Annotated in this window: 11 protein-coding genes; 5 read left to right on the top strand and 6 right to left on the bottom strand. The window is 72.6% G+C overall.

Going from position 1 to position 10,672, the window contains the following annotated elements; all coding sequences use genetic code 11:
• The first annotated feature begins 257 nt into the window (after nt 1–257).
• Nucleotides 258–1,031, top strand: a complete 774-nt coding sequence (locus DRV96_RS15185) for an SDR family NAD(P)-dependent oxidoreductase (RefSeq protein ID WP_119292657.1) — start codon at nt 258–260, stop codon at nt 1,029–1,031.
• A 10-nt stretch (nt 1,032–1,041) separates the two neighbouring features.
• Here the strand turns inward: DRV96_RS15185 and DRV96_RS15180 are convergent, their stop codons facing one another.
• On the bottom strand, nt 1,042–1,881 hold the full coding sequence (locus DRV96_RS15180) for an enoyl-CoA hydratase-related protein (protein ID WP_119292654.1): 840 nt from the start codon (nt 1,879–1,881) through the stop codon (nt 1,042–1,044).
• Between the two features lie 75 nt (nt 1,882–1,956).
• Between DRV96_RS15180 and DRV96_RS15175 the strand changes: the two genes are divergently transcribed.
• Nucleotides 1,957–3,432, top strand: a complete 1,476-nt coding sequence (locus DRV96_RS15175; RefSeq protein WP_119292652.1) for a M20 family metallopeptidase — start codon at nt 1,957–1,959, stop codon at nt 3,430–3,432.
• Between the two features lie 7 nt (nt 3,433–3,439).
• On the opposite strand, the gene DRV96_RS18170 is transcribed toward DRV96_RS15175, so the two are convergent.
• Nucleotides 3,440–3,586: a hypothetical protein gene (locus DRV96_RS18170; RefSeq protein WP_162911096.1), complete on the bottom strand. Its 147-nt coding sequence runs from the start codon at nt 3,584–3,586 to the stop codon at nt 3,440–3,442.
• 209 nt (nt 3,587–3,795) lie between these two features.
• Nucleotides 3,796–4,860 carry an aminoglycoside phosphotransferase family protein gene (locus DRV96_RS15170; RefSeq protein ID WP_119292649.1) on the bottom strand — a complete coding sequence of 355 codons (1,065 nt, stop codon included), beginning with the start codon at nt 4,858–4,860 and terminating at the stop codon, nt 3,796–3,798.
• A gap of 176 nt (nt 4,861–5,036) precedes the next feature.
• Here DRV96_RS15170 and DRV96_RS15165 point away from each other — a divergent pair, with 176 nt between their 5' ends.
• Genes DRV96_RS15165 through rsmA form a run of 3 tightly spaced genes read left to right on the top strand, consistent with a single transcriptional unit; the run spans nt 5,037 to nt 9,431 of the window.
• On the top strand, nt 5,037–7,319 hold the full coding sequence (locus tag DRV96_RS15165) for an LPS-assembly protein LptD (RefSeq protein WP_235823435.1): 2,283 nt from the start codon (nt 5,037–5,039) through the stop codon (nt 7,317–7,319).
• The gene (locus DRV96_RS15160; RefSeq protein WP_119292645.1) at nt 7,312–8,649 is read left to right on the top strand and encodes a peptidylprolyl isomerase; all 1,338 of its coding nucleotides are present in this window, start codon (nt 7,312–7,314) and stop codon (nt 8,647–8,649) included. The genes DRV96_RS15165 and DRV96_RS15160 overlap by 8 nt, the downstream gene beginning before the upstream one ends.
• Nucleotides 8,650–8,669: 20 nt before the next feature.
• Nucleotides 8,670–9,431 carry a 16S rRNA (adenine(1518)-N(6)/adenine(1519)-N(6))-dimethyltransferase RsmA gene (gene rsmA / locus DRV96_RS15155; protein WP_119292643.1) on the top strand — a complete coding sequence of 254 codons (762 nt, stop codon included), beginning with the start codon at nt 8,670–8,672 and terminating at the stop codon, nt 9,429–9,431.
• Between the two features lie 56 nt (nt 9,432–9,487).
• On the opposite strand, the gene DRV96_RS18725 is transcribed toward rsmA, so the two are convergent.
• The 3 genes from DRV96_RS18725 to DRV96_RS15145 are packed head-to-tail and all read right to left on the bottom strand — an operon-like array spanning nt 9,488 to nt 10,451.
• Nucleotides 9,488–9,622: a hypothetical protein gene (locus tag DRV96_RS18725; RefSeq protein WP_259371667.1), complete on the bottom strand. Its 135-nt coding sequence runs from the start codon at nt 9,620–9,622 to the stop codon at nt 9,488–9,490.
• A 41-nt stretch (nt 9,623–9,663) separates the two neighbouring features.
• Nucleotides 9,664–10,059, bottom strand: a complete 396-nt coding sequence (locus DRV96_RS15150; protein ID WP_119292641.1) for a barstar family protein — start codon at nt 10,057–10,059, stop codon at nt 9,664–9,666.
• Between the two features lie 38 nt (nt 10,060–10,097).
• Nucleotides 10,098–10,451: a guanyl-specific ribonuclease gene (locus DRV96_RS15145; RefSeq protein WP_210757065.1), complete on the bottom strand. Its 354-nt coding sequence runs from the start codon at nt 10,449–10,451 to the stop codon at nt 10,098–10,100.
• Nucleotides 10,452–10,672 lie beyond the last annotated feature (221 nt).

Here is a 10,672-nt window from a genome sequence, read left to right as displayed (position 1 = left end):
CAAGATCGCACCGCAGTGGGTCGGTCTGGGCACAGGTGCGCCCGCAGCGGCCCTGGCGGCCGCGTAAGGGGTGCGGAAGATGAGAAATCGACCCGAATCAAGCGCTGCGAAGCGCGCACGAGCCCGTCGCAGCGACATCACCCGCGCAGCAGCGCCGCGTGACGTTCGTTCCTCTGGCCCTGACGCCAACCCGACGGGCGTCTGCGGCGATCAATTGCCTCTCAGCCTCTGAGGCCCGCCGCCCGAGGAGCCTGTCCATGACCGCCGCTTCGACACCCCCCGGCATCGCGCTCGTCACCGGCGCCAGCGCCGGCTTCGGCACCGCGATCGTGCGCCGGCTGCACGCCGACGGCTGGCGCGTCGTCGCCTGTGCGCGCCGCGCCGACCGGCTCGCGGCGCTCGCCGCCGAACTCGGCGAGCGCGTGCTCGCGTGGCCGCTCGACGTCACCGACCGTGCCGCGGTCGAGGCGCTGCCGACGGCGCTGCCGGCCGGGTTTGCTGCCGTCGACCTGCTCGTCAACAACGCCGGTCTCGCGCTCGGGCTCGAGCCGGCGCACCGCGCCAGCCTCGACGACTGGGAGACGATGGTCGCGACCAACGTCGCCGGCCTGATGCGCTGCACGCGCGCGCTGCTGCCGGGCATGGTCGAGCGCGGGCGCGGCCACGTGATCAACATCGGCTCAGTGGCCGGCGGCACGCCGTACCCGGGCGGCAACGTCTACGGCGCGACGAAGGCCTTCGTTCACCAGTTCACGCGCAACCTGAAGGCCGACCTGCTCGGCACGCCGGTGCGCGCGACCGTGATCGAGCCGGGGCTGGTCGGCGGCAGCGAGTTCTCGAACGTGCGCTTCAAGGGCGACGACGCGCGCGCCGCGTCGGTCTACGCCGGCACCGAGCCGCTCGTGCCCGACGACATCGCCGAGGCCGTGGCCTGGGTCGCGCAGCTGCCGCCGCACGTCAACATCAACGTCATCGAGATGATGCCGGCGTGCCAGGCGCACGGCCCGCTGGCGATCCACCGCAAGGGCTGACGCCGGCGGCTCACGCGGCCGGCGTCACCGGCGCGAGCGGGTCGAACTCGGCGGGGCGCTTGTCCTTCCACGCCGCGATCGCCGTCGTCATCTCGCCGAGGTCGAAGATCGCGCTTTGCAGCAGCGTCATCTGCGCGAGCGCGTCGGCGGTGCCGTGGTCGCGCGCGTAGTTCAGCGCGCGCTTGCTGCCGGCGATCGCCAGCGGGCTCTTCGCGGCGATCTCGGCGGCGAGCTGCTGCGCGTGCGCGTGCAGCGCGGCGGCATCCGGCAGCACGGCGTTGACGAGCCCGACCGCGAGCGCGCGCTCGGCGCCGAGCCGCTCGCCGGTATAGGCCATCTGGCGCGCGACGCCGTCGGGCACGATCTTCGGCAGCCGCTGCAGCGAGCCGACGTCGGCCGCCATGCCGATGTGGATCTCCTGCACCGTGAAGAACGCATCGGCGCTGCACACGCGGATGTCGCACGCCGCCGCGAGGTCGAGCCCGGCGCCGACGCAGCCGCCCTGCACCGCGCAGATCACCGGAAAGCGCGCCTCGTCGAGCACGTCGAAGCACGCCATCAGCCGGCGCAGCGCGTCCTGGAACGCCAGGCGCTTGCGTGCGTCGCCGGTGTCGAGCATCGCCAGGCCGCTGGCGAACACGTCGAGCGCCATGCCGGCGCAGAAGTGCTTGCCGGTCGAGCGGATCACGAGCACGCGCGTGCGGCCCTCGTCCGACAGGCGCTGCACGTCGTCGCGCAGTGCGCCGAAGAACGCCGGGGCGACCGTGTTCAGCCGCTCGGGGCGGTTGAGCTCGAGGGTTGCGATGCCGGTCGCGTCGTCGAGGGCGAGGGCGAAGAAGTCGTTGGCCATGGCGGTTCCTTTCGCGCGGCGTTCAGCATAGCGCGCGGTCTACACTGGTCGCCGTCGACGACCCGGAGTGACGCGATGAACGCCCGCGACCCGCTGCAGCCGATCGAGCCCGACGAAGCCGGCGCGCTCGGCGCGTTCGCCGAGCGCGCCTGGGACGAGCGCATCGTGGCGGCGCTGAAGGACTACATCGCGGTGCCGGCCAAGAGCCCGATGTTCGACCCCGGCTGGGTCGCGCACGGCCACCTCGAGCGCGTCGTGCGCGACGCCGCGGCGTGGGTCGAGTCGCGGCCGGTGGCCGGCCTCGTGGTCGAGGTCGTGCGCCTGCCCGGGCGCACGCCAGTGATCGTCTTCGAGGTGCCGGCCACGCGCGCCGGCAGCGGCGACACCGTGCTGCTGTACGGCCACCTCGACAAGCAGCCCGAGTTCGCCGGCTGGCGGCGCGACCTGGGGCCGTGGACGGCGAAGCTCGACGGCGACCTGCTCTACGGCCGCGGCGGCGCCGACGACGGCTACGCCGTCTACGCCGCCGTCAGCGCGATCGAGGCGCTCGATGCGCACGGCCTCGGGCGCCCGCGCTGCGTCGGCCTGATCGAGACGAGCGAGGAAAGCGGCTCGCCCGACCTGCCGGCGTACCTTGACGCGCTGCGCGAGCGGCTGGGCCGCGTCGGCCTCGTCGTGTGCCTCGACTCGGGCGCCGGCAACTACGACCAGCTGTGGCTGACGACGTCGCTGCGCGGCATGGTCAGCGGCGTGCTGAAGGTCCAGGTGCTCGCCGAGGGCGTGCACTCGGGCGACGCGAGCGGCGTCGTGCCGTCGAGTTTTCGCATCCTGCGCCAGCTGCTCGACCGGCTCGAGGACAGCCGCACCGGCACACTGCTGCCCGGCAGCTTCCACTGCGAGATCCCGGCGGCGCGCGTCGAGCAGGCGCGCGCCGCCGCGGCCGTGCTCGGCGCCGAGGTCTACCAGCGCTTCCCTTGGGCCTGCGGCGCCGACGGCGGCCCCGTGCTGCCGACGACGACCGACCCCGCGCAGGCGCTGCTCAACCGCACGTGGCGCCCGACGCTGAGCGTCACCGGTGCCGAAGGCTTGCCGGCGCTCGGCGATGCCGGCAACGTGCTGCGGCCTTACACCACGTTCAAGTTGAGCCTGCGGCTGCCGCCGCTCGTCGACGGCCACGAGGCGGCGATGACGCTGAAGTCGCTGCTCGAGGACAACGCGCCGTACAACGCCAAGGTCACGTTCGAGCCCGACGGCCGCGCCGGCCAGTACGGCGCCACCGGCTGGAACGCGCCCGACCTGGCGCCGTGGCTCGAATCGGCCCTCGACGCCGCGTCGCGCGCGCACTGGGGCGCACCGTTGGGCTATATCGGCCAGGGTGGCACGATCCCGCTGATGAATATGCTGCAGCGCGGTTTCCCGCGCGCGCAAATGATGGTGTGCGGTGTACTCGGGCCGAAGAGCAACGCGCACGGCCCGAACGAGTTCCTGCACGTGCCGTACGCGAAGCGGCTGACGGCCGCCGTCGCGCAGGTGATCGCCGCGTGCCCCTGAGACCGGCTCAGGCCGCCAGGCGCTGCCGCAGCCGCGCCGCGTAGTCGCGCAGCGCCGGGTCGGCGCAGGCGCACGCTTCGTCGAGGCAGCAGCGCGCGTAGTCGGGGTCGCCCTGCAGCCGCGCGACATCGATGCGCCGGCCCTGCAGGCCCATCAGCCACTTCAGTCCGACCCATTCGGACAGCGCCGGTCCCCGATCGTTCGGAGTCGGGTCGACAGGGCGTGAGGGTGGAAGCGAGGCGGACATCGATGTTGCAAAGCAGCAATCGCAGTGTGCTCCCGAAGCGGGCCGCGTGCCGGGAAATCCGACCGCGGTCTCGGAAATGGCGTTGCGTTCGTGAAACTTTGGCGCTTCGGGTCCGTTCAGCGCAGCGAGTAACCGGTGGCGACCATGCCCTCGCCGACCATCGGCTCGAGCAGCGCGAGCAGCGGCTCGAGCGGACGGTAGCGCGTGGCCACGCGCACCGCGTAGGCGAAGAAGCGCGGCAGGTCGGCCGCGTACGCCGGCTTGCCGTCGCGGTGCTTCAGGCGGCAGAAGATGCCCAGCACCTTCAGGTGGCGCTGCAGCCCCATCCACTCGAGCGCGCGCCAGCACTCGCCGAAGTCCTGGCCGATCGGGTGCTCGCCGAACAGCCCCGCGTCACGCGCCTGCTGCCACCAGCGCACCGCCCAGTCGATCTCGCGCTCCTCGTCCCACGAGAGAAAGGCGTCGCGCAGCAGCGACGCGATGTCGTACGTGACGGGGCCGCGCACCGCGTCCTGGAAGTCGAGGATGCCGGGGTTCGGCTGCGCGACCATCAGGTTGCGCGGCATCCAGTCGCGGTGCACCGCGACCACCGGCTGTGCCAGCGCGCTGGCCACCAGCAGCGCCGTCAGGCGCTCCCAGCTCGCGCGCTCGCGCTCGCCCCACGCGATGCCGTACTCGCGCTGCACGCACCACTCGGGAAACAGCGCGAGCTCGCGCTGCAGCAGCGCCGCGTCGTAAGGTGGCAGCGTGGTGGCGTCGACGTCGCGTTGCCAGCGCACCAGCGCGCCGATCGCGTCGCGCATCAGGCGGTCGGCGCCGGCGGCGTCGGCGGCGGCCAGCGCCTGCAGGTACGGCGTCTGGCCGAGGTCGGCGAGCAGCACGAAGCCGAGCGCTTCGTCGGCGGCCAGCACGCGCGGGCTGTGCAGCCCAGCGCGCTCGATCAGCGCCGCGACGTGCAGGAACGGGCGCACGTCTTCCTGCGGCGGCGGGGCATCCATCACGATCAGGCTGCCGCCGCCGTCGGTGTCGACGCGCAGATAGCGGCGAAAGCTCGCGTCGGCCGACGCCGGGCGCAGCGTGTCGAGCCGCAGGCCGTGGCGCGCCGCCAGCGGCGCGATCCAGGCGGCGAAGGCGTCTCGACGGGCCGGGGTGGCCCAAGTCACGCGGTCGGGCAGGGGCATGGTGTGGATGGGCGGCGGCTCGCGCCTCGCTGGTGGCCAGATCGGGTGCGGGCCTCGCAGATAATGAATTCTACGGATCGCCGCCGCGGGCACGGACCGGCTGCGTCCGGGGTCCGGGCAGCGATCCTGCACTCACCCGCACGCCCCGTCGCGTCCACACCGCGCCCTTGCCTTCCGTGCCACCGTTTCCGGTCCACCCGCTGTCGCCACCGTGCACGATGCGCCGCATCGCCAGCGCCGTGCTGGCGCTGACGGCGGCCGCGCTGGTGCCCGCCTACGCGCAGCCGGCCGGCGAGCCGGTCGAACTCGAGGCCGCGCGCATCGACGCGCGCACCGACGTCGACGCGGTGGCCAGCGGCGACGTGCGGCTGCGCCGTGGCCCGCTGACGATTCGCGCCGACCGCCTGAGCTACACCGTGGCCACCGACGTCGCGCGTGCGAGCGGCGCGGTCGAGATCCGTGCCAACGGCGACGTCTACCGCGGCCGCGAGCTTGAGCTGCAGCTCGAGCGCTACGAGGGTTACTTCCTCGAGCCCGACTACTTCATCTCGCGCGCGCAGGCCGGTGGCCGCGCCGAGCGCATCGACTTCATCGACCGCCAGCACGCACGCATCGTCGACGGCGACTACACGAGCTGCGCGCGCGACGGCACCGGCACGCCCGACTGGCTGCTGTCGGCGCGCCGTGTCGACCTCGACTTCGAGAACAACGAAGGACGCGCCGAGGGCGCCGTGCTGCGCTTTCTCGGCGTGCCGATCCTGGCCGCACCGGTGCTGACGTTTCCGCTGACCTCGGCGCGCAAGTCCGGGTGGCTGCCGCCGGACCTGAAGCTCGACAGCCGCAGTGGCCTGACGGTGGGCGTGCCGTACTACTGGAACATCGCGCCACCGTACGACGCCACGCTGGTGCCCACGGTCTACGCGAAGCGCGGCGCCGGGCTGGGCGGCGAGTTCCGCTACCTCGATGCGGCGTATCGTGGGATCGTGCGCGCGCACGTGCTGCCCGAGGACCGCGTGGCCGGGCGCACGCGCTCGGCGCTGGCGCTGCAGCACGAGGGCGTCCTCGACGGCTGGCGTTACCGCGCCGACTTGCAGCAGGTCTCCGACGACGATTACTGGAAGGACTTCGACCGCGACGGCGCGCGCTTCACGCCCCGCCTGTTGCCGCGCGAGCTCGAGGTACACCGCCGCTTCGGCGTGTTCGGGCGCGAGTGGACGGCGTACGCCGGGCTGCAGCACTGGCAGGTGCTGCAGGGCGATCCGCTGGCGGTGATCGTCGCGCCGTACCAGCGCAGCCCGCAGCTGGGCGTGCGCGGGCGTGGGCGTTTCGATTCCGGCGTCGAATACGGTCTGGAGACCGAATACAACCGCTTCGACCGCCCGCCCGGCAGCGACGACACGCTGCCCACCGGCCAGCGCGTGCACCTGCTCGGCAGCCTCGCGTGGCCGCTGCGTGCGTCGTACGGCGCGCTGGTGCCGCGGCTCGCGCTCAACGCGGCGGCGTACGACACCGACGAGCCGATGGCCGACGGGCGTCGCCAGGCCGCGCGCGCGATCCCGACCCTCAGCGTCGACGGCACGCTGCTCTTCGAGCGCCGCACCCGCTGGCTCGGCCTGGATCTGCGGCAGACGCTCGAGCCGCGCATCCTGTACGCACACACGCCGCGGCGCGACCAGTCCGCGCTGCCGAACTTCGACGCGGCGCCGAAGGACTTCAACGAGGTCTCGATCTACAGCGACAACGCGTTCAGCGGCATCGACCGCGTCTCCGACGCGCACCAGGTCACGGCCGGCGTGTCGACGCGCTTCATCGACGTCGCCACCGGCGTCGAGAAGCTGCGCTTCGCACTCGTGCAGCGCTACCTGTTTCGCGACCAGCGGATCTCGGCCGAGGGTCCGCCGCTGACGCAACGCTTCTCTGACGTGCTGCTCAGTGCGTCGTCGACGCTGTCGCGGCAGTGGACGCTCGACGCGTCGGCGCAGTACAGCCCGAGCCTGGGCAGCACGACGCGCTCGATCGTCGGCGCGCGCTACTCGCCGGGGCCGTTTCGCGCCGTCGGTGTGCGCTACCGCCTCGCGCGCGACCTGAGCGAACAGGTCGAGGCCGGCTGGCAGTGGCCGCTGTTCGGACCCGTCGAGGGCGAGCGCCGCGACGCAGGTGCCTGCAAGACGAGCGCCTACAGCGTCGGGCGGCTGAACTACAGCCTGCGTGACCAGCGGTTGACCGACTCGCTGCTCGGCGTCGAGCTCGACAGCGGGTGCTGGATCGCGCGCATCGTCGCCGAGAGGACGTCGACCGGACGCACCGAAGCGGTGTCGCGCGTGATGCTGCAGTTGGAGCTCGTCGGCCTGTCGCGGCTGGGCTCGAACCCGCTGTCGACGCTGAAGGACAATATCCCCGGCTACCGACTGCTGCGCGAGCCGGACACCACGCCGCCGCCACCCCGAAGCTATGACTGATCGATCGATTGCCGGCGAACCGGTGCGGGTGCTGCGCCTCGTCGTGGCCGCTGTCGCCGTCGCGCTGGCCGGTGCCGTCGTCGCGCCTGGCGCAGCCGCGCAGCCGCGCACGGCCGACTACATCGTCGCCGTCGTCAACCAGGAGTCGGTGACCGCGGTCGAGATCGACCAGCGGCTGGCGCGCGTGCGCGAGGGCGCTGCGCGCGCCAGCACCCCGCTGCCGCCGCCGGCACAGCTGCGCCGTGAAGTCCTCGACAGCCTGATCGACGAGCGCGTCGTGCTCAGCTTCGCGCGCGACAGCGGGGTGCGCATCGACGACGCCGAGCTCGAGCGCGCGCTGGCCAGCGTCGCGCTGCAAAACCAGATTCCGCCGGCGCAGCTGCGCGCGCGCATCGAGCGCGAAGGGATGGACTTCAACCGCTTCCGCGCCGACATCCGCGACCAGCTGCTCGTCGAGCGGGTGCGCGAGCGCGAGGTTGCGCGGCGCATCCGCATCACCGACGAGGAGATCGACGCCTACCTCGCCGAGCGCCGCGCCGCGGCGGCCGGCGCGCGCCAGTTCAACATCGCGCAGATCCTGGTGCCGGTGCCCGAGGGCGCCGACGCCGCCGTCGAGGCCGAGCGGCGCGCGCGCGCCGAGGCGGCTCTGGCGCGCGTGCGTGCCGGCGAGGACTTCGCCGCCGTCGCGCGCGAGCTGTCGCAGGACCCGAACCGCGAGCGTGGCGGCGAGATCGGCCTGCGCCCGGCCGACCGCCTCCCCGAGCTGTTCGTCGATGCGGTGCGCGATCTGCGCGCCGGCGACGTGCTGCCGTCGCTGGTGCGCAGCGGTGCGGGCTTCCACGTGCTCAAGCTCGTCGAGCGCCGCGACGCCAACGCGTTCGTCGTCACGCAAACGCGCGCGCGCCACATCCTGCTGCGGCCGAGCACGCCGGCGGGCACGTCGGCCGCGCAGCGCCAGCTCGCCGAGGTGCGCCGCGCGATCACGACGGGGGCGCGGCGCTTCGAGGACGTCGCGCGCGAAATCTCCGAGGACGCGTCGGCGCCGCAGGGCGGCGACCTCGGCTGGACCGCGCCGGGCAGCTTCGTGCCCGAGTTCGAGCAGGCGATGAATGCGCTTCCGGTGGGTGGGGTGTCCGAGCCGGTCGTCTCGCGCTTCGGCGTGCACCTGATCCAGGTGCTCGAGCGGCGCAGCGTCGAGCTCGACGCGCGCCAGCAGCGCCAGCTGGCGACCAATGCACTGCGTGAGCGCAAGTACGAGCAGGCGTACCGCGACTGGGTGCGCGAGCTGCGCGCGCAGGCCTACATCGAACTGCGCGACGACGCGCGTTGAATGCGCGGGTTTCGGCGCCGGTGAAGCACATCGCGCGCAAGCGCTTCGGCCAGCACTTCCTCGTCGACGCCGGCGTCATCGACGCCATCGTCGCCGCCGTCGACCCACGGCCCGGCGACGCGCTGATCGAGATCGGGCCCGGCCTGGGGGCGCTGACGGCGCCGCTGCTCGCGCGCTGCGGCGCGCTCACCGTGATCGAGCTCGACCGCGACCTCGCCGCGCGGCTGCGCCAGCGCGCCGGGCTCGACGTCGTCGAGGCCGACGTGCTGACGGTGGACTTCGCGGCACTGGCGCGCGGGCGCGGCCAGCCGCTGCGCGTCGTCGGCAACCTGCCGTACAACATCTCGACGCCGATCCTGTTCCACCTGCTCGACGCCGCCGCGCACTGGCGCGACGCGCACGTCATGCTACAGAAGGAGGTCGTCGCGCGGATGGCGGCGGCACCCGGTGGCAAGGACTACGGGCGCCTGACGGTGATGCTGCAGTGGCGCTGCGCCGTCGAGCCGCTGTTCGACGTGCCGCCGCAAGCGTTCGAGCCGCCGCCGCGCGTTGACTCGGCCGTCGTGCGGCTGCGCCCGCACGACGCGCCGCCGGCCGTCGACGCCGAGCGGCTCGGCGAGCTGGTGACGGTGGCGTTCTCGCAGCGGCGCAAGCTGCTGCGCCACACGCTCGGGCGCTGGCTCGACGCACAGCGCTTCGCCGGGGCGTTCGACCTGCAGCGGCGTGCCGAGGAGGTGCCGGTGGCCGAGTACGTCGCGCTGGCCGCAGCATTGCCGCGCTGAAAAGAACAACGGCGGCCCGCAGGCCGCCGTGTCTCACGCCGTGCGCCGGGCCGGCGTCACGCCGCGTCGAGCCACATCGCAGTGTCGAATGCGCTCGTCATCATCGGCATGTTCATGCCGAAGTGGGGGTTCACGCCGTTCTTCGGCACCGCGATCTTCGCCGCCGGCTTCAGCGTGCTGTTGTGGGCCACTTCCGTCGCCCGCTCCCATGACCCGATTTCCTGGGAGCGGGCTACCGAAAAGAATAGAAGCACCTGAACGGTACTCTGCGCTCGGCCCAGAAGTCGGCCGCGTCGCGGAACACGTCGAGCAGCTGTTCGCGTGCTTCGCGGTCGAAGCGCGGGTTGTCCGGGATCTGGTCGAGCACGACGACGAATCCCGGCTGCGCCCCGGCCTTGTGCACGAGGTCGGTCATGCAGTCGTACAGCGCGTCGAGGTTCTTGCCGAAGTGCGCCGGGAACAGGAACGACTGCGCGATCGTCTCGAGCACGTCCTGCTTGGTCTGCGCCTCGCCGAGGTTGGCGTACAGGAAATGCTGGCCGGCGGTCTGCGCGGCGTGCATCAGGTCATCGACGCGGTAGGCGCGTATCGCCTGCACGATGTTTGGTCGGACGGTCTGCAAGAGCATGGTCACGATCCTCCAGGATCACGAAAAACGAAACCGGCTCACGGTGCCTGCACGATGCGCGCGAAGCTCGCATAGTGGTCGGCGGTGTAGTAACAGGCCTGCGGCGCGGTCGGCACCGTCCCGCCGCAGACGATGCGCCGCGCGCCGCGGTGGGGCGCGCCGGGCGTGGGCACGGTGTACTCGCGGTACCAGCCGCGCGGCTGCGCAGGCAGCAGGCGCTCGCGGTTGAAGAACACGGTGCCGTCCTTCGCGTACGGAAACGGCCCGCCGCTCACGATGCGCTGGTGCGTCTCGCGCGCCTGCGGGGGCAGCTCGGACCACGTCACCGTCGGCAGCGTGTCGGCCGGCGCGCGCGCCGACGCGGGTGCCGAAGCCAGCAGCGAGGCGGTCAACGATGCCGCCAGCGCGACACCGGCCACCCACGCCGCGCGCGGCCGGCTCCGTGGCCTCTCGGCCTGTGCCGTGTAAGCGTTCACCAACTCGCTTCGAGCGGGCGACGACGGCGGCAGACCGGACTCAGACACGGGGTAACCCTGACTGGAAAACCCGTCATGGTACTGAAACGGGCCAAAAACCTCAAGCCGGGACGGCGTGCCGGTGCGGGCGCAAGGTG

The sequence above is a fragment of the Azohydromonas sediminis genome (genome assembly GCF_003574675.1).
GTDB lineage: Bacteria > Pseudomonadota > Gammaproteobacteria > Burkholderiales > Burkholderiaceae_C > Calidifontimicrobium > Calidifontimicrobium sediminis.
Note: the sequence above shows the minus strand (reverse complement) of the source record. Positions and strands in the feature narration are given on the sequence as shown.

Bases quoted from the DNA above. Each gene is read 5' to 3' on its own strand.
- DRV96_RS15185 (WP_119292657.1), top strand. From the start codon at position 258: ATGACCGCCGCTTCGACACCCCCCGGCATCGCGCTCGTCACCGGCGCC.
- DRV96_RS15180 (WP_119292654.1), bottom strand. From the start codon at position 1,881: ATGGCCAACGACTTCTTCGCCCTCGCCCTCGACGACGCGACCGGCATC.
- DRV96_RS15175 (WP_119292652.1), top strand. From the start codon at position 1,957: ATGAACGCCCGCGACCCGCTGCAGCCGATCGAGCCCGACGAAGCCGGC.
- DRV96_RS18170 (WP_162911096.1), bottom strand. From the start codon at position 3,586: ATGGGCCTGCAGGGCCGGCGCATCGATGTCGCGCGGCTGCAGGGCGAC.
- DRV96_RS15170 (WP_119292649.1), bottom strand. From the start codon at position 4,860: ATGCCCCTGCCCGACCGCGTGACTTGGGCCACCCCGGCCCGTCGAGAC.
- DRV96_RS15160 (WP_119292645.1), top strand. From the start codon at position 7,312: ATGACTGATCGATCGATTGCCGGCGAACCGGTGCGGGTGCTGCGCCTC.
- DRV96_RS15150 (WP_119292641.1), bottom strand. From the start codon at position 10,059: ATGCTCTTGCAGACCGTCCGACCAAACATCGTGCAGGCGATACGCGCC.